Genomic DNA, 18,080 nt, shown 5'->3' on the forward strand with positions numbered 1-18,080 from the left:
GGGAGGCAGCGAGAAGCACAAACCCTTGATGGATAAAATATTGGAGTGGCAAAAACGAACTTCGCCGAAGCAGCCTCCCGACCAATTGCCCTCTCCAGACACAGATCTCAAAAACGCTGCTTAACTTCGGTATCCGGGTTGAATAGACCACCTTCATCCCACGAGCGCCTTGGCTGTGGCAAAAACCTCATCGTGGCTTAGTCCCGGCTCGCGGCCGGATTTGAAGGCTTCGTAGCGGCTTTCAATTTCTGCTACAATGGTCGAATCGTTGTCCCACTGCGCAGGCAAATCGGCATCGACCGTTTCCCAGATGATTTCCGCAAGAAAACGGCGCTCTTCGGGAGACAGGCGAACGGCTTGCTCAAAGATTTCTCGGGTAGCCATGGTGTGGGATGTTAACGGCTCGCTTTGGAGATGCCAAGCTGGAAGTGTCCACATCTAGGGCTACCTCGGATTCCTGCCGACGGAACGCAGTCTCTGCTACCTCACCAAAAACTCCCGCGTAATCTGCCCAATCGAAGCCGCACCCGCCTGCCTCATATCAATCTGCAATTCCTTGCGCAGCAATGTGAGCACCGTCTCCACACCCAGCTGCCCGAACGCCGCAAGCGCCCAGAGGTAGGGGCGGCCGATGCACACAGCGCTGGCGCCCATGGCGAGGGCTTTGAAAAAATCGGTGCCACGGCGGAAGCCGCCATCCACGAGCACGGGCACCTTGCCGTTCACGGCGGCGATGACGTCGGGGAGGCAGTCGATGCTGGCGCGTTTGCTGTCCTCGCTGCGGCCACCGTGGTTGGAGACGATGATGCCGTCCACGCCTTGCTGCAGCGCGAGTGCGGCATCCTCTTTTGTGACGATGCCTTTGATGAGGAGCTTCATGGACGTGAGCTCTTTGAGACGTGGAAGAACGTCCCAGGTCATGTTCAGTGGGAGCTGCGTGGTGACCTTGGAGAGATCGAGCCCGGCAAACATGGGCCTGCGGCTGGCGACGGCGTTGTAGGTGAAGCCGCCGATGTGGCAGTCCGTGCATTTCACCGGAGCGGAGCGGCGCACCTTAAAAAGGGTGTCCCGCAGGGCGCCGTTTTGGGAATCGACGGTGAGCACCATGACGGGGCATCCGGCTTTTTCGGCGCGCTTCACCACGGCGCGGGTCACGTTCCAGTCATCGGTGGGGTAAAGCTGAAACCACGCCGGGCGCTCCATGACCTTGTTCACTTCTTCGATGGCAGTCGAGGAGTGGGTTGAGCAGATGAAGTTGTGCTTCTGTGCCGATGCCGCGCGAGCGGTAGCCAGCTCCGCCTCGGGATGAAACGCGCGCTGGCTGCCCACGGGAGAGAGCATGATGGGCGTCTCCCACACTTCGCCGAAGAGCTTCACGGACATGTCCACTTTTGCCACATCCACGAGCCGCCGTGTGTGCAACTGATAGCGGCCAAAGGCATCGCGATTGGCCTGCAGCGTGGAGTCATCGGTGACGCCGGTGGCGAGGTAGGCGTAGTGCCAGGGCGGCAGGTTCTTGCGCGCCACGGCTTCAAATTCGAGCACGTTCACCGCCTGGTCCGCTGCGGTGATGAGCTCCTCTTCGGCATGGGAGCTTGCACCCAAAAGGCTGCCGAGGCCGATGCCGCCCGTGAGAGCCGGACTGCTCGCAAGCATCTGCAAAAAGCGACGACGGCCGTGCTGGTGTGTGACCATAGGGAGGAAAGAGTCGCTGCCAGTCGTCTGGTCGGGACGGGCTGTCAATCACATCCCACGGGTGCAGTTCGCATGGTATCGCAACCGCAGAGGACCTGAACTCAAGGCGGGTTTGACTGTGGAAGGAAGATGAACTCTTTGGTCGCTCACGCCAGGAAACCTGCTCACGGCGTGGGGCTCGGGAGTTGTAGCTCGGTATTCCGATACCGAGTAGGCACCGTCGCGGTATCGGAATACCGCGCTACATCCCCGCATGTTTCCGCACTGAGTTACCTGGCAGGACCTTCTTGCCGCCTGCGGGGCCTTCGGGTAAAAGAAAGCGAGTCATGCAATCACGCGCCGCTGTCATTTCGTTGGTCCTTGGCTGGTTGGCCCTCTTCCACCTCCACGCCGCTGACAGCCCTCAACCGATAGACAAGATGGACACTCTCATTGAAGCCTTGATGAGCAAAGCAAACGTCGCCGGATTGTCTCTGGCGATCCTTCACGATGGCAAAATTGTCAAGGCGAAGGGCTATGGTGTGGCGGACAAAAACAGCCGCATGCCAGTGACGACGGAGACGCTGTTTCAGGCGGCATCCATCAGCAAGTCCTTGGCGGCACTCGGGGCGTTGCGGCTGGTCGAGCAGAAGGTGCTGTCTCTGGATGCGGATGTGAACACGGTGCTGAAAGAGTGGAAGGTGCCGGAGAATGAGCACACGCAGGAAAAGAAGGTCACGCTGCGGGGCATCCTCAGCCACAGCGCCGGTTTGAGCGTGCACGGCTTTGACGGGTATGAGGCAGGTGCGCCTGTGCCCAATCTCAGGCAGGTGCTGGAGGGGGCGAAGCCTGCCAACTCCGCAGCGGTCCGCGTGGAAAGCGTGCCGGGCACACAGTGGAAGTATTCCGGTGGAGGCTACTGCGTGCTGCAGCAGATGATGCAAGACACCACCGCAAAGCCCTTTGCTTCATTCATGAGAGAAGCGGTGCTCGAGCCGCTGGGAATGAAAAGCAGCACCTGGGAACAGCCGCTGACTGAGAGCCGCGCAGCGCAGGCGGCGACGGGTCACTATGGAGACGGCACGCCGGTGAAGGGGCGCTGGCACGTCTATCCCGAAACCGCCGCCGCCGGATTGTGGACCACCGCTTCTGACTTGGCGCGCTTTGTCACGGGCGTGCGTAGGGCCTACGCCGGCGAATCGACCAGCGTGATCACCCAGGCCATGGCGAGGCAGATGCTGACCGTGCAGATGAATCCCTATGGTCTGGGCCTCGTCCTCGATGGCACGGGGGACTCTCTGGTGTTCTCCCAAAGCGGACGCAATGAGGGCTATGATGCGTTTGTTTTGGGCTACGCTCACAAGGCCCAGGGCGTCGCGATCCTGATCAATTCCAACGACGACTCAGGAATGCTGGGGGAGCTGCTGCGGGAGATTGTGGTGACCTGTGGGTGGTGATCGAGGGCGTGAAGTGCAGTCCGTATCATCAAAATCAGCCCTTTGCCTATCCAGGACTTCCCGTTTCATCCCCACGCATTCTGCTCGACCACCGGCCTTTCGCTCTCCAAGTTCACGGCCCCCAATATGGCATCTGATACTCGCGACATTTTCCTCGGCACCGACTCCGGCGCCACCACTTCCAAGACCGGCGGCGTGTATGCCAATGGTGAGCCGATCTCCACGCATCTGCGTCAGAGCTCGACGAATTCCCAGGCTGGCACCGCCGCCGTGGTGGCGGGGTGGGTGGAAGGCGCGGAAGGGTTCCTGAAGGATCATGGTCTCTCCTGGGATCGCGTGGCCGCCGCGGGGCTGGCGCTGCCCGGCCCCTACCAGCGCTACGGGGTGCTGGAGAAATCCTCCAACCTGCCAGACAGTTTCACCGGCTGGAATTTTCACGCCGACTACTCCGCAGCCATCGCCAAGGCCGCAGGTCGCGAGATCCCGCTCTACGCCGGAAATGATGGCGACTTCGGCGGCGTGGGCGAGGCCGCACGCGTGCGTGGTGCTACCAAGGCCACTGTGCTGCTCCTGGCTCCCGGCTCCGGCCTTGGCGCGGCTTACATTGATGCGAATGGTCTGCCGCTGAGCGGGGATCACCTCGCTGGTATGGAGGGCGGCCACATGCCCATCCCGCGTCATTTGCTGGGCCACGGTCTGGATGAAGTGCCGCCGTTCCGCTGCGGCTGCGGTCGCGACTGGGGCTGCATCGAGGCCTACTCCACTATCTCCGGTCTGACGCAGTTTCTGGAGTTCTTCCTGCCGAAGCATCCTGAACACGAGCTGGCCACCAGCGATGAAACGCCACGAAGCAAAGGCTTCTCCCTGCGCGGACGTGCGCAGAAGGGCGATCCTCTCGCGCTGAAGATCTTCGACATCCAGGCCCGCGCGCTTGGCATCCATGTGGCGAATCTCTGCATGGCGCTCGATCCCGGCATCGTCGTCATCGGCGGCGGCCTTGTGGATCCGGACAGCACCACGCCCGAATTCCGCGAGCGCTACCTCGGCGGCATCCGTGCCGCAGCCCAGCCCTATCTTTTCCCCAAACAGCGCGCTGAACTTCAGATCGTGCCCGCCACGCTCGGAGAGCTTTCTCAGTCCATCGGTGCCGCCCTCGTGGCGCTCTATTCCTCCAAGGCCTGAAGCACGAATCTTGAATTGCCGCCGAGATCGGGCGCAAGTACCTCCTCAAGCAGCCCGCCCAGTGGCAGCCCACCGGGCCGGGCCGCCGCATGTTTATCTCAAATCTCTGGGGTGGGAAGTTGCCGTGATCTGCCGGTGGTAGCGGCATCGGTAGCCGAAGCCATCAATGATCGGGTTAGGCAATATTGATGGACGAGTTCGTTCTTTTGATTAAATCAGAAGCATGAACGATATTTCCGGCTTTAAATTTCAGAAGGTCTTTCATCGGAAGGGTGCGGAAGAATGCACCGACCTGATCATCAGCGTGCATGGCATGGGTGACCAGTTCCGCAACGACATGACGCATACGGTGGCCTCGCTCTTTGCGGAGACGTATGTGAAGGATCCCTTTCTGAAGCAGGCCATCCGGCTTCCGCAGGGCCTGTGGGAAGGGGAGAAGACGCACCAGCCGGAATGTGATGATGTCATCAGCTACGCGCCCCTGGAGGGCGAAGTTAAGAAGCAGAAGGAAAATAACCAGACGCCCACCCTGGCCGAACTGGGGAAGCTGGGCTTTGCGGAGATTTACTGGGCTGACATGCCGCGCGTGGCTGAGCGCGATGCTCACCGTCTGGAATACTCACCGCAGTGGGCGGGCAGCGTGGTGGACCGGCTGCGGCAGCGCAATGACCTGGAAAATGGCTTCAGCGGCCCTGAACTCACGCTGGGGGCGACCGTGCTCGAAGAAGTGGCGGAGTCGATGAAGATCCTGCAGAACCTCTTTTTCCTGACCGATAAAGCGGGCATGTTCACCTTTGATCTGGGCAATATCATGGCCCAATACCTGGGAGATGTGCAGCAGGTGGCGGACTTCCGTTATGTGAGGGAGGAGATCATCAAGCGGTTCGCCGTCCGCGTCGCCTATCTGGCCGCAAAGTGCCCACGCGCAAATCTGCATTTCGTGGCACACAGCGAGGGCACGGTGCTGACCTTTTTTACCTTGCTCACGGCGATGAACAAAGCGGTGCTGAGCGAAGATCCGTTCAAAGAACCCTTCAAAGATTGCGCCGGATGGATTTCGCGTGTGCGCAGCCTGACGACCTTCGGCTCCCCCATCGACAAACACCTGCTCCTCTGGCCGGAGATGTGGGGCAGGCTTTCCGATGGCGAAGAAAAGGCGCGCGCCGCCATGAATGCATTCGACGAAGCAAAGGAGAAGTGCACGAAAACCCGCAGTGGCTGTGCCGCCTGCAAGGATGAGTGCGACGTCTGCTCGGCTGCTTCCGAGGTCTTTCGCCAAGCCCTGCATGAGCAGCACCAAAAATGGCACGTGCCAGCCGGGCATAAAATCCGCTGGAGAAACTACTATGACAAGGCGGACCCCGTGGGCTTTGACCTGGACACCGCACGCGAGAAACTGCTGCTCTGGGGCTGCCAGGCGTTTGAGTTCACGCAGCATGACGACTTTGGCTTTCGCCGCTACATCCTGGCCGGGAAGGCGCACGTGGACTACTTTGGCGACTCACAGCTGTTTGAGCACATTCGCGACAGTGCCGTCTTTGGCAGGACTTCCAAAATCGTGCCGCAGGACACCTGGTATGGCAAAACCAGCCCTGTGTGGCCGTTTGCGATCGTTGCGGCGCTGCACCTAGTGGCCGTGTTCATCCTGCATCAGTCTCTTTCTCCAGGCACTCATGCGAATCCAGGCTTCGTCTGGCCCTTTGCCTCGGCGGGGCTCGTGCGCTGGGCCGGCAGTCTGGCAGGCGTGGTGGGGGGCGCTGCGATGATGCTGGCGGTGACGATTTTTACCCGTTCCGCCCGCATCGCAGGCATCCCCAATGCGCTCTTCGGCTGGCCCATGGTGTACACGGGTTTGTGCGTGGGCGTCCTTGCCGGGACGTTCTACAAACAGAGCTCCTTTATCGGCATGAACTGGGCTGGATTTACGTGGGTCCTTCTGGCGGGAGTTCTCGCCAGCCTCCTGACGCTTCTGCTCGACTTCACTTTGAAACACTTTGGCAAATCTCCCGTGTGGGGGCTGCGCGTTCAGATGATTTTTGGCGGCGGCACCGTGGCTTTGAGCGTGATGTCTCTGCTCAAGTCTCCAGAGGCTTCGCTGCTGAAGGCGTCCATGGGGGCTGCGGCGTTTCTGTACCTGTGGTGGCTGGGCGTGCTGCTGTTTGACCTCTCCTACGTCTGGAAGCGCTACATCAATACCGCGCGTGAAAACACCTTTGCCGAGAAGCTGCGCAGGCGCATCCATGGCCGCGTGAAAATGACCGGGCCGCATGCGCATCGCCCGGCCTGATGAGGAACGCCTGCCTGCGCATTGACCTCAGACCGCTCCTCTGCATGTCGCTTCATGGCCACCGAGATCGAACGCAAATACCTCCTCAAGCAGCCCGCCCAGTGGCAGCCCACCGGGCCGGGCCGCCGCATGGCGCAGGGTTATCTCTCCCGCGATCCCGACCGCACCGTGCGCGTGCGCCTTGGCGGCGATGAAGCTTTCATGACCGTGAAGAGCCGCCGCACCGGCATCTCGCGCATGGAGATCGAATTCCCCATCGCTCTCCAGCATGCGCAGGATCTGCTGCTGCTCTGCCATCAGCCGCTGATCGACAAGACACGCCACGAAGTCATGCACGCGGGCATGCTGTGGGAAGTGGATGTGTTTCACGGCGCGAATGAAGGCCTCGTGGTAGCGGAGATCGAACTGCCCGCGGAAGACACGCCCTTTGAGCTGCCGGAATGGATCGGCGAGGAAGTGAGTCACGATTTGCGATACACGAATTCGAATCTCTGCGCGGTGCCTTACAGCCAGTGGTGAAGGAGCGCGGACTTTAGTCCGCAGAAGGTCGCTCATGCACGGCGGGGGGCACGCGTAGCACGGCAAGCTCACTGATCCTCGGCTTATACAAACCGCAGCATGCTAAGAGCACAGGCCTTCGGCGGAATTCTGCGGACTGAAGTCCGCGCCCCTGGGGCTATTGGTCTTCGTGCACATAGGTCCAGGGCCATGCCTTCCAATCAGATGCCAGGCCTGCCTTCACGGGATTGTTTCTGATGTAGCGGATCGTCCGATCCTGATGGTCCGCATCTCGCATGAAGGTATCCCAATAGTCGCCTTGCCAGAACGCACTTTGAAGCCCCAGCAAAGTATTCGCAACACGTGCGGTTGAACCTTTCCATTGTTGCAGGATCTTTCGCATGGGCACTTCAAAAGTTTCGAACAGCACGTGCACGTGATTGGGCATGACCGTCCAGGCATGCAGGCGATAGCGCGTGCCATCAAACTTCTTCATTGCACTGGCAACGATTTCAGCGACTCGGCTGTCTTTCAGGTGGCAGGTTCCATGCCCAAGGTCGAGCCAGGCTTCGAGCTGAATGCGACGCTCCCGGTCATCTTCAATTTTTAGCAGTTTTTCCCATTCGTCCTGCTGTGCCGCAGGCAAGCTGTCGGCCAGGCGGAAAGTCACAAACTGAGTCAGTCCCGGCTCATCGCGATGGGGCAGATAGCCACGCTCATGCCACCCGTAGAAGCCTTGAATCTTCTCTTCACGCTCCAGCTCTGGTGACACTTCACGCTGCTGCTCGACCACCCGCATCATCTCCGGTCGATACGGCGGAGCTGTGCGACGAGAATGAGGTGACTCGCTCATGATGCCTGAAAAAAGCGAAAGCCAATGAGGCATGCAAGTAGAATCGGAGCGCGGACTTTAGTCCGCAGAAGGTCGATTGTGCACGGCGGGTGTTGTTGCACGCGTAGCGCCGCAAACACGCTGCCCTCTGAGGAGCGCGGACTTTAGTCCGCAGAAGGTCGATTGCGCACGGCGGGTGTTGTTGCACGCGTAGCGCCGCAAACACGCTGATTCTCGGTTTCTAGGAAACTACGGCCACAGTAAGAATACAGGGCTTCGGCGGAATTCTGCGGACTAAAGTCCGCGCCCCACCTGCTCCTTTGCGAGCAGTCCCTCGCGCCACGCGGAGGGGATGGCTTCGAGGCCCAGAGACGCGCCGAGCAGCATGCCCAGGGCAAGCGCGCGGGCGCAGTTGTCGCCGCCGGCCATGGCGTTTTCGATGCTGGCTTTGGAGAAGTCATTGCCGTGATGGCGCAGGAGCCAGAGAGTGGCGGGCAATGCCTGCGGGATGGGGCAGGCGCGGCCAAGCTTGCCGATGGCATCCATCGCCGGTGCGGCCTCCGCGGCTTGCAGCGCCCACGCGGGCGCGGTTTCCCGGATGACGCTTTGCAGTTCACCGCCGTGCAGCAGCCGATGTGTGGCGCGTGCCAGAAACTCTGCGCACTCAATCGCCGCAGGCGAGCGATGCGTGAGCACCGTCTGCTCGATCGCCGCCGCGACGGCCTCAGACTCGAGCCTTTCTGCAAAGAACGCCATGAGCGGCGCGATGCGCGCGGGTCCCGCGAGTTCATCGGAAGCGGAGCCGCTGGTGCCTGCGGTGGCACCGGCCTGAAGATTCGCCTGCGTGGCTTTGGTGGCCTTGTCCACGTAGTCGTCATACGTTGGCCACATGGCCTGCCAGTCGGCAAGGAACGCCGTGGCATCCCAGCGCCGCTCACGCTGGAGGAAAGCCAGCAGCCGCAGTGCCTGGTCTCCCACATGCCCCTGCGCTCCCGCCTTCTTGCGCGGATGGTAGGAGTCTGCTCCCGGAGCCAGATAGCCGGAGACGCGGCCATGCTTTTTCATGATCACCTCGGGATCATAAATCCAATGCACGCCCAGCGAGATGGCTTCGGCGATGAAGCTGCCCTGCAGCATGCCGGCAAGGCGGGAGGAAAAATCGGGAGTCATGCCGCGCACCTAGCGCCTGCCGCGCCTGCTGGCAAGAACCGGTCTGGACTCCGAGCCTTCATGCAGGCGAAAGCCCTGTTGGAAATCGCGCCAATGCTGATTAGAACTGGATCATATGAAAGCGCTCTTCGTTCCTCTCGGTCTTCTGTGCGTCGTCTCTCTCGGCTGGCTGTTCAATCTGGCCGGAGCTGGCGCCGCGCCTGCCACCAGGCCTGTCGTGCCTCTCGTGCCCTTTGCGGCAGGCGGCACCTGGATCGACCTCACGCATGAGTTTGCCGCGGACACGCTCTACTGGCCCACGGCGCAGCGCTTTCAGCTGGAGGTGGAATCCCGTGCCATGACGCCCAAGGGCTATTTCTATGCCGCGAATCGCTACCGCGCCTCCGAGCACGGCGGCACGCACATCGATGCTCCCATTCACTTTGCGGAGAAAGGGAAGACCGTGGATCAGCTTCCCATCGATCAGCTGCTCGGCGCTGCGGTGGTGGTGGACGTCACCGCCAAAGCTGCCGCCGATGCCGACTATCAGGTGAGCGTGGCAGATTTCGAAGCCTGGGAGAAAGCGCACGGCCCGCTGCCGAAGGACGCCATCGTCCTTCTGCGCACCGGCTTTGCTGCACGCTGGCCAGACCCGAAGACCTACCTCGGTACCGAGCAGCGTGGCGCGGAGGCCGTGCCCCAGCTCCATTTTCCCGGACTGCATCCGGATGCGGCACGCTGGCTGGTGGCACAGCGCTCCATCAAGGCCATCGGCCTCGACACCGCCAGCATCGACCGTGGTCAGTCCACGCTCTTTGAGAGCCACCGCATCCTGCTGGAAAAAAACATCCCCGCCTTTGAAAACGTAGGAGACATGAGCCAGCTCCCCGCTACCGGACTTTACATCATCGCGCTGCCCATGAAGATCAAAGAAGGCAGTGGCGGCCCCTTGCGCATCGTCGCCTGGGTGCCACGAGCTTCGTAATCACCCACGCTCATCTCTTCCCTCAAAATCCCCCCTCATGACACTACGCGAACCCGAAACCATCGAGCTTTCCACCCCCACCGGACCCATGCGCGCACTGGTGCTGCGTCCGGCAGGGGAGGGGCGCTTTCCTGGGCTGCTGTTCCATTCCGAAATCTTCCAAAACACAGGGCCGATCTGCCGCACCGCCGCCTTTCTGGCCGGGCATGGCTTCATCGTCGTGCTGCCGGAGATCTACCATGAATACCTGCCCGCTGGCACTGTGCTGGCTTACGATCAGGCCGGTTCCGATGTGGGCAACAAGCTCAAGATCGAGAAGGCCGTGGCGGCTTACGATTCAGACAACCGCGCCGTGCTCGACTACCTGAAGGCGCACCCGGACTGCACGGGCCGTCTTGGGTCCTTCGGTCCCTGCATCGGCGGCCACTTGACCTATCGCGCGGCCTTGCAGCCGGATGTCTCCGCCGCCGCCTGCTTTTACCCCACCGACCTGCACAAGCGCAGCCTCGGCGCAGGCATGAACGACGACTCACTTGCGCGTGCCGCCGACATCAAGGGCGAGCTCATGCTCGTCTTTGGCCGTCAAGACCCCCACGTGCCCGCCGAAGGCCGTGCCATGATCTACCAGACCCTCACATCGGCGGGGGTGAAGTTCACCTGGCATGAGTTCAATGCCGCCCACGCCTTCCTGCGCGATGAAGGCCTGCGCTACGATGCCGAGCTGGCCCGCCAGGCGCTGGGCATGACGGTGGACTTTTTCCGCCGCTGCCTGGGCGAGTAGGCTCAAGGTTCACCGGGTCAAACCGGGTTCAAAATGGATTTTGACCCCGTAGGGTCACAGGGTCAAACCAGGGTCAAAACGGATTTTGACCCTGAACCTGACCAACGGTGAACCCAACTGCTGAACCTAGCCGTGAACCTGCAATGACCCTGTGAACCCGGCCCCACCGCAGTAACAATCATAGTCCATCGAACACAAACACCGTTGGAAAATTCCAAGGCTGCGGCACGCCCCGGCTCAAAACAGCTCCATCTGCCCGCCGGGATCTTTAGGCCTGCGGAAGGCCTCTGCTGTCACCTCCGGCCGCCGGTGCAGCATTCCGGCTCGCTTGAGGGAGACCTTGAAGAGCGCCGCCGTTTGCTCGGACCAGACACCGATGCCTTTGAGGCGTTTGCCGAATTCGCCGTGAGACATCGTTTTCCCCTGGGTCTCCTCGATGCGGCTGAGGATCTTGTCCCGCATGCCGGGGAAGTGCTGGTCCAGCCAGGCGCGGAAGACGTCTTTCACGGCAAATGGCAGGCGCACCACGGTATAGCCGGCGAATTGCGCCCCGGCGCTACGGGCGGCCTCGATGAGGGCGGGGATTTCGGAATCGTTCAGGCCGGGGATGATCGGTGCAGTGGACACGCCCACGGGAATGCCCGCCTCATGCAGCAGGCGGATGGCTTCGAGGCGCATCTTGGGCGAGGAGGCGCGGGGCTCCAGCTTGCGGGCCAGCTCGGAGTCCAGCGTGGTTATGGAGATGTAAACCGCCGTGGCGTGATGCCGCGCCAGTTCTGCCAGCAGTTCCACGTCCCGTGTGATGAGGTGATTTTTCGTTATCAGCACCACCGGATGCCGGCACTCGGCCAACACCTCCAGGCAGCCACGGGTGATGCGCAGCTTCTTCTCGATGGGCTGGTAGCAGTCCGTGACGCCGCTCAGGGACAGCGTCACCGGTTTGTAGCTAGGTTTGAGCAGTTCAGCGCGCAGCAGGGCAGGGGCGTTCTCCTTGACCATGATGCGGGACTCAAAGTCCACGCCGGCGGAGAAGCCGAGGTATTCGTGCGTGGGCCGGGCGTAGCAGTAGGCGCATCCGTGTTCGCAGCCACGGTAGGGGTTCAGGCTGGCCTCAAAGGGCAGGTCAGGGCTGCTGTGCCGGGCGATGATGCTGGAAGAGTGATCGCGCAGGAACTTCGTGGCGACTCTATCCGGTGCTTCGCCGGGCTCGTAGTCCACATGCAGCTCGGCAAAGCGCTGGTCCGGATTGTGACCGGCCCCACGGCCATGGATGCCTTTCACGCCCGGTGGGGTGTGGTTTCCATCGCTGTGCGAATGAACAGGCATGTGCCGTTTTTACGCTTCGCGAGGTGCGAAGGCAAGCGGTGCCTGCAGGATCTTTGAAAACGGATCACGCCGCCGCCGGAGCAGCTGCAACTGCCGCCCCGCCCACCGCTGCACGGCGTGCCAGAAACTCATCTGCCAGCGCGCGATAGGCCTGTGCTCCGCGACCGGAGGGCTCGTACTCGATGATGCTCTTGCCGAAGCTGGGGGCCTCGCCGAGGCGTACGGTGCGTGGGATCAGGGTCTGGTAGCAGGTCTCGGCAAAGTAGTTGCGCACATCGTTCACCACCTGGTTCGCCAGATTGGCGCGGCTGTCGTACATGGTCATGACGATACCCTCCAGCAGGAGGTTCGGGTTGGCCCCGCAGTCACGGATCTGCTGCACGACGTTGACGATTTTCGAAAGACCTTCGAGACCGAAATACTCGCACTGGATGGGCACCAGCAGCTCGTCTGCTGCCGCCAGGGCGCCAGTCATGAGCACGCCGAGGGAGGGCGGGGTGTCCAGAATGGCGTAGTCAAAGTGGCCGGAATCACGCAGTGGGGCCAGCACCTCCTTGAGACGAGCCAGGTGATTGCCAGACTGGGCCAGTTCGATTTCACAGCCCGCCAGCTCCTGGTGGGAGCGGATGATGGAGAGATTAGGCAGGCGGGTACTGCGGATGGCCAGGCGGGGATCCGTGCCGTCCACCAAGGCGGAATAAAGGCTGCCTCCGTCCTCCTGGGCCAGCCCGAGTCCGCTGGTGGCGTTTGCCTGAGGGTCGAGATCGACCAGCAACACCCGCACCCCGCGCTGGGTGAGGCACGCGGCGAGATTCAAAGCGGTGGTCGTTTTACCGACACCGCCTTTCTGGTTGGAAATGGCGACAATCCTCATAGGTACTTGGCGCTGGACTTTGCAGATAAACCATGGGACACGCCAGCACGAAATGGAAATCACAGAGAAATGGCTCGGAGAAATCGGCGGATGGGCGGTGATGAAGTCCGCCCGCTCCCTGGTGGACGCCGGTCTGGCGGTCGTGACCAGCAGCAGTGACGGCATGATCCGGGGCACGGCAGGCTCGGGAAAGATGAAATTTACCACCGGTCTGCGCATCCGCACTTCCTCGGACGTGGAAAACCTCTGCACCTGCCCCCATGCCCGCCGCAGCGGCATGATGTGCGAGCACGCCCTGGCCGTGGCCCTGGCGCATGTGCGGGAGCAAAGCGGGGCGGGTAGGCCGCGGTCAGGGGGATCGGGTAGCGCATCACCGGCTTTAGCCGGCTCTGGAGCTTCCGGACCGGCTAAAGGTGGAACTCCAATACCCAAACCCCAGCCTGCGCTGGCGCCGCAGAAGATCGCGGGGCGCTACTCCCTCTACCTGCCGGAGCCGCTGCTTCAGGGGCAGGTCCGGGAGCCGTTTGGCGTCTTTGTGAAGTTCGAACCCGGGGGCGAGGGCGAGACCTCCCTTTTCGCAGCGTGGCTGGCCGGGCAGGGGGTGAAGCAGCCGCAGAGCCTCCCCATCTCGCTCAGAGGCGAGAGCTTGAACGCCTTCCTGCAGACCCTGGCGGAGCACCCCCGGGTGTTTGTGGGCAAGCCCAACGGCCAGGAACGGGCGCTGCATGTGGCCCCGGAACTGGTGCGGCTCCCGCTAGTGGCGGAGTCCGTTGATGCTCAGAATGTGCGCCTCAAGTTGGAGGGGGCACAGCATCGGCACGTGATGGGATCTTGGTGGATCTGCCAGGAGACTGCCACCCTGTTTCGCCACATTTCAGACAGCCCCGTCCTGACAGCCCTGGCGGGGGAGTTGAGCAGATCGGCCGTTACCAAGCCGTTACGCTGGCTAGCCGAGCAGGGCGAGGCTTTGGGAGAGTGCTTTCAGCTTGAGCTGCGGGGTGCTGGACTGGAGCATTTCCATGTAACGCCGGTGCCCTGCACCTTCGAAATCCAGTTGGACGGGTCTTTGCAGGTGGTGGATGCGAAACTGTATGCGCGTTACAATTCTAACCGCTGGCTGGTTACGTATGGTGAGCCAGTTGGAGTTACCTTTCCCATTCAGGATGAATCGAATACTTTTTTATTTTATGCTCGTAACATAGAGGGAGAATCGCGCCTGTTGCGGCAATTGCAGAGCCTGGGATTTAAGCCGGAGGGGCAGGTGTGGCGGCTGCAGGGCAGCGAGAACGTCCTCCGCTTCTATGCTTCCGAAATGTTGCTTTTGCGTAACTTTGCCACCGTTACAGAAGGTGAGCGCTGGCGTTCGGCAACGCGTGGAATCCATCGGATCGCGCCCAAGACTCAGTTTGTCCCACCGTCAGGGCAGGGGAACAGTGGTGGCGATTGGCTCAGCATGGAGCTGAGCTACGAATCTTCGGACGGCTTCCGCTTACCGCGTGCCGAGGTGCTGCGGCTGGTCCGGTCGGGCCAAAGGTCCGTTCAGGGTAAGAATGGGAAGCGTTATATTCTCGATATCGCCGCTGTGGATGATTTGGAGGAATCGCTGCGGGATGTCCCACTGGAACTCACCCCCGAGGGTGCACGGGTCCACGGGGCGCATGCGGCCTACTTTGGCGACGCCACTGGAGAAAAGGCTAACGAGATTACCGTTACAAATGAGGAGGTGCAGGCCGAGATCGGTGCCTTGGCTGGCATGCTCCGGCCTTATCAAATGGACGGCGTCTGCTGGATGACCTCCCGCATCCTGCGTGGCCGTGGCGGCATCTTGGCCGATGAGATGGGCCTGGGCAAAACCGTCCAGAGCATCGCGCTGGCCCTCTTTATCAAGCAGCGTAAAGGTGACCAGAGCGGCCCCATCCTGGTGGTCTGCCCGAAATCGCTGCTGAGCAACTGGCAGTCCGAGTTTGAGCGCTTCGCCCCCACCCTCAAGGTGCTGCTGGTGCAGGGCGCAGGGCGCGAAAAAGCCTTGGCCACGATCCCCGCGCATGACGTGATATTGACCTCTTATCAATTGATCATCAGAGATATTAAATATTACCAAGCTATTCGATTTGGTTTGATTCTTTTGGATGAAGCCAGCTTTATCAAAAACCCCGATACGGATGCCGCCAAGACCCTCCGCGGCCTCAATTCGGGCGGGCGGATTGCCCTTACCGGGACGCCGCTGGAGAACGGCGTGCGGGATTTGTGGTCCATCTTCCAGTTCACCCTGCCGGGGTATTTGGGGAATCAGAGCTCCTTCAAAGAGCGTTTCGAGAGCCCCATCCAGTCCGGGCTGGACCTGCCCGCCGGACGGGCCGCCGCCCAGCGCCTGCAGAAACTGACGCTGCCCTACTTCCTCCGCCGCACCAAACGCCAGGTGCTCAAGGACCTGCCGGAGAAAATCGAGCAGGTGCTGTGGTGCACCCCCAGCGCGGCGCAGACGGAGTTCTACCGCCGGATTCTGGAAGAGGGCCGCGAGGAGATCAAGGCCGCCCGCCGCCGCTCCGGCCAGGGCGGGGCCAAGATGACCATGTTCACCGTCTTGCTGCGCCTGCGCCAGGTCTGCTGCGACCTCCGCCTCACCGGCGTGCAGCCAGACGCCCTCAAAGGCCTGGACCAGGAGGACCTCTCCGGCAAATGGCCCGCGCTGCTCGGGCAGATCGAGTCCGTCATGGAATCCGGCGGCAAGCTGCTCGTATTCAGCCAGTTCGTGCAGTTCCTGCGCCTCATGCGCGACCACCTCAAGGCCGAAAAACTCGACCACGCCTATCTGGACGGCAGCAGCCAGGACCGCCCGGCGCAGGTCGAGCGCTTCCAGAAAGACCCAAACTGCCGCATTTTCCTCATCAGCCTCAAGGCCGGCGGCTACGGCTTGAACCTCACCGCTGCCGACAACGTCATCCTCGCCGATCCTTGGTGGAACCCCGCCGTGGAATCCCAGGCCATCGACCGCGCCCACCGCATCGGTCAGCAGAAGGTCGTGAATGCCTACCGCCTCGCCATCCGTGGCACCGTGGAGGAGCGCATCCTCAAACTGCAGGCCCAAAAGCGCGGGCTCGTGGAAGCCGCCCTCAATGACCAGGCCCCGATGATGGAAGGGCTGACGGAGGAGGATTTGGAGGAGCTGATCGGGGGATGAAGAAAATTCGTCTTTAGGTGGTTGAGAGCGCTTAAAAATGAGAAAACGACCGGAGTTATTAGCAGGAAACCTTGTGGTTAATGCAGCTTGACAAGCCCGGAGCAATCAATCAGTCTTTTGATGATATTTGTGTATATAAACTAAGAATATAAAGCAGTGATTTATCGAATCTCGGTATGAATAAAGCTTCTCTGATCGCATCATCATTCGTTATCCTTCTCTCCAGTTGCACGACGCGGTTGGTGGACTTTACCATTATTTCCACAAAAAATGTGGACCTTTCTCATGCTGCTTCATTCAAGCGGCATCCTAAGCGTGCTACGGGGACAGACGCTAAAAAAATCATCGTTTTGTTTCCCACAGGTGTGCCAAGCCCGAAACAAGCTGTCGATAGAGCTATTGAATCCGTGCCCGGGGGAGTTGCACTGGTAGATGGTGTTTTGACGCGTTCCTTTTTTTACATTCCCTACATTTTTGGTGAAACAAAATTTGTAGTGGAAGGGACAGTTCTGGTGGATCCATCACTAGCTGCTTCATTTCACGCAAGCAAACCTGTGGATGGCAACAACATTGTAGTGGTCATGAATCGCGACGGTTCCGTGGCCTCTAAACGTTCGGTAACTGAGACTGAGTATGCGAAGATAACAGCGCAGATTAGCAAAGCTTCAGGAACTCGTTCAACCATGTAGCGAAGGTTGTAACGGCAAATTATTTGGTGATGAAGCCGCTGTTGCACAGATACTCAATTTCTTTTCCGAAGTGGCCGGAAAGGAATGCTTCGTCCTTGATGTCATTCATTCATGAAGGCCGTGGGTGACCTATGGGGGGGGGGCAAGCGTTCACGAATTCTTGACCTTTCCCCCGTATATCGCTTTCCTTCCCACCATGTCTCCCCGCCATCTCCTGCCGCTCCTCTTGTCCTTCTCCCTCTCCGCCCTCGCGGTGGACGACTACAAGCTCGGCCCGCTCTCGCAGGAGAAGCCTGACGTGCCAAAAGGGCAGGTCATTCCCATGCCGGCGCATGAGTCGAAGATCTACCCCGGCACGAAGCGTGACTGGTGGATCTATGTGCCGGCGCAGTACAAGGCCGATCAGCCCGCGAACCTCATGGTGTTTCAGGATGGGCATGACTACGTCGGTTTGAAGGGCGCGTGGCGGGTGCCGGTGGTGTTTGATAACCTCATCGCCAGTGGCGACATGCAGCCCACCATCGCCATCTTCATCAATCCCGGCCACAGCGGGGAAACGAAGCCGCAGAGCGCGTGGAAGAACAACAACCGGGGCAAGGAGTACAATACGCTGGGAGACACTTACGCGCGCTTCTTGCTCGAGGAAATCATCCCGCAGGTTCAGAAGGACTACAAGCTGACGGAGAACCCGGAGGGCTGGGCCATCGCCGGAGCCAGCAGCGGGGCCATTTGTGCCTTCACCGTGGCCTGGGAGCGGCCTGACAAATTCCGCAAGGTGTTCTCCACCATCGGCAGCTACGTCGATCTCGCCGGAGGCCATGTCTATCCTTCGATCATCCGCCTCACCGAGCGCAAGCCGCTGCGCATCTACCTGCAGGATGGCAGCAGCGATCTGGACAATCCCTTCGGCAACTGGCCGCTGGCGAATCAGCAGATGGCCAAGGCGCTGGCCTACCAGAAGTACGACTACACCTTCACGTTTGGAGATGGGGCTCATAACAGCAAACACGGCGCCAGCATCTTTCCTGAAGCGATGAAGTGGCTGTGGCGGAAGTAGGTGTGACGCCTACACGGGGCTCAAGAAATCGGCGTGACATTTTCGCCTCGTTCTGGTTTGATAGGACATTCTGTGCCATAAGCAGGACTCCCCCCACCTGATGTGGAA

Annotated in this window: 15 protein-coding genes; 9 read left to right on the forward strand and 6 right to left on the reverse strand. The window is 60.7% G+C overall.

Translation table 11 applies throughout. The features are described from left to right. Positions 1-153: 153 nt before the first annotated feature. Together ACILSR_RS28745 and ACILSR_RS28750 are read right to left on the reverse strand one after the other, a co-directional pair. A complete protein-coding gene (locus tag ACILSR_RS28745; RefSeq protein ID WP_395753267.1) occupies positions 154-384 on the reverse strand; it encodes an addiction module protein in 231 nt (76 codons plus the stop codon). A 96-nt stretch (positions 385-480) separates the two neighbouring features. After that, positions 481-1,695: an alpha-hydroxy acid oxidase gene (locus tag ACILSR_RS28750; RefSeq protein ID WP_395753268.1), complete on the reverse strand. Its 1,215-nt coding sequence runs from the start codon at positions 1,693-1,695 to the stop codon at positions 481-483. Positions 1,696-2,114: 419 nt separating this feature from the next. On the opposite strand from ACILSR_RS28750, the gene ACILSR_RS28755 reads away from it, so the two are divergent. The 4 genes from ACILSR_RS28755 (at position 2,115) to ACILSR_RS28770 (ending at position 7,119) form a co-directional block, all read left to right on the forward strand. Then, a complete protein-coding gene (locus tag ACILSR_RS28755; RefSeq protein WP_395753269.1) occupies positions 2,115-3,131 on the forward strand; it encodes a serine hydrolase domain-containing protein in 1,017 nt (338 codons plus the stop codon). 126 nt (positions 3,132-3,257) lie between these two features. Continuing rightward, positions 3,258-4,313, forward strand: a complete 1,056-nt coding sequence (locus ACILSR_RS28760) for an ROK family protein (protein ID WP_395753270.1) — start codon at positions 3,258-3,260, stop codon at positions 4,311-4,313. Positions 4,314-4,536: 223 nt separating this feature from the next. After that, positions 4,537-6,600, forward strand: a complete 2,064-nt coding sequence (locus ACILSR_RS28765) for a hypothetical protein (protein ID WP_395753271.1) — start codon at positions 4,537-4,539, stop codon at positions 6,598-6,600. Positions 6,601-6,654: 54 nt separating this feature from the next. Next, positions 6,655-7,119, forward strand: a complete 465-nt coding sequence (locus ACILSR_RS28770) for a CYTH domain-containing protein (protein ID WP_395753272.1) — start codon at positions 6,655-6,657, stop codon at positions 7,117-7,119. A 157-nt stretch (positions 7,120-7,276) separates the two neighbouring features. On the opposite strand, the gene ACILSR_RS28775 is transcribed toward ACILSR_RS28770, so the two are convergent. Continuing rightward, positions 7,277-7,984 (reverse strand): transposase, encoded by a 708-nt coding sequence (locus tag ACILSR_RS28775; protein WP_395753273.1) that lies wholly within the window; start codon positions 7,982-7,984, stop codon positions 7,277-7,279. A 240-nt stretch (positions 7,985-8,224) separates the two neighbouring features. Further along, on the reverse strand, positions 8,225-9,100 hold the full coding sequence (locus ACILSR_RS28780) for an ADP-ribosylglycohydrolase family protein (RefSeq protein WP_395753274.1): 876 nt from the start codon (positions 9,098-9,100) through the stop codon (positions 8,225-8,227). Between the two features lie 115 nt (positions 9,101-9,215). Between ACILSR_RS28780 and ACILSR_RS28785 the strand changes: the two genes are divergently transcribed. Together ACILSR_RS28785 and ACILSR_RS28790 are read left to right on the forward strand one after the other, a co-directional pair. Continuing rightward, on the forward strand, positions 9,216-10,064 hold the full coding sequence (locus ACILSR_RS28785; RefSeq protein ID WP_395753275.1) for a cyclase family protein: 849 nt from the start codon (positions 9,216-9,218) through the stop codon (positions 10,062-10,064). Positions 10,065-10,101: 37 nt separating this feature from the next. Continuing rightward, on the forward strand, positions 10,102-10,845 hold the full coding sequence (locus ACILSR_RS28790) for a dienelactone hydrolase family protein (protein ID WP_395753276.1): 744 nt from the start codon (positions 10,102-10,104) through the stop codon (positions 10,843-10,845). A 237-nt stretch (positions 10,846-11,082) separates the two neighbouring features. Here ACILSR_RS28790 and ACILSR_RS28795 read toward each other — a convergent pair whose 3' ends face one another. Both ACILSR_RS28795 and ACILSR_RS28800 read right to left on the reverse strand, forming a co-directional pair. Next, positions 11,083-12,171 carry a PA0069 family radical SAM protein gene (locus ACILSR_RS28795; RefSeq protein ID WP_395753277.1) on the reverse strand — a complete coding sequence of 363 codons (1,089 nt, stop codon included), beginning with the start codon at positions 12,169-12,171 and terminating at the stop codon, positions 11,083-11,085. 64 nt (positions 12,172-12,235) lie between these two features. Then, positions 12,236-13,045, reverse strand: coding sequence for a ParA family protein (locus ACILSR_RS28800; RefSeq protein ID WP_395753278.1), 810 nt, complete (start codon positions 13,043-13,045; stop codon positions 12,236-12,238). Between the two features lie 52 nt (positions 13,046-13,097). Here ACILSR_RS28800 and ACILSR_RS28805 point away from each other — a divergent pair, with 52 nt between their 5' ends. The 3 genes from ACILSR_RS28805 (at position 13,098) to ACILSR_RS28815 (ending at position 17,972) form a co-directional block, all read left to right on the forward strand. Beyond that, positions 13,098-16,226, forward strand: a complete 3,129-nt coding sequence (locus ACILSR_RS28805) for a DEAD/DEAH box helicase (protein WP_395753279.1) — start codon at positions 13,098-13,100, stop codon at positions 16,224-16,226. A gap of 176 nt (positions 16,227-16,402) precedes the next feature. Then, the gene (locus ACILSR_RS28810) at positions 16,403-16,915 is read left to right on the forward strand and encodes a hypothetical protein (RefSeq protein ID WP_395753280.1); all 513 of its coding nucleotides are present in this window, start codon (positions 16,403-16,405) and stop codon (positions 16,913-16,915) included. A 196-nt stretch (positions 16,916-17,111) separates the two neighbouring features. Then, positions 17,112-17,972: an alpha/beta hydrolase gene (locus ACILSR_RS28815; protein ID WP_395753281.1), complete on the forward strand. Its 861-nt coding sequence runs from the start codon at positions 17,112-17,114 to the stop codon at positions 17,970-17,972. The last annotated feature ends 108 nt before the right edge of the window (positions 17,973-18,080 follow it).

The sequence above is a fragment of the Prosthecobacter sp. genome, from assembly GCF_044222565.1.
Lineage (GTDB): Bacteria > Verrucomicrobiota > Verrucomicrobiia > Verrucomicrobiales > Verrucomicrobiaceae > Prosthecobacter.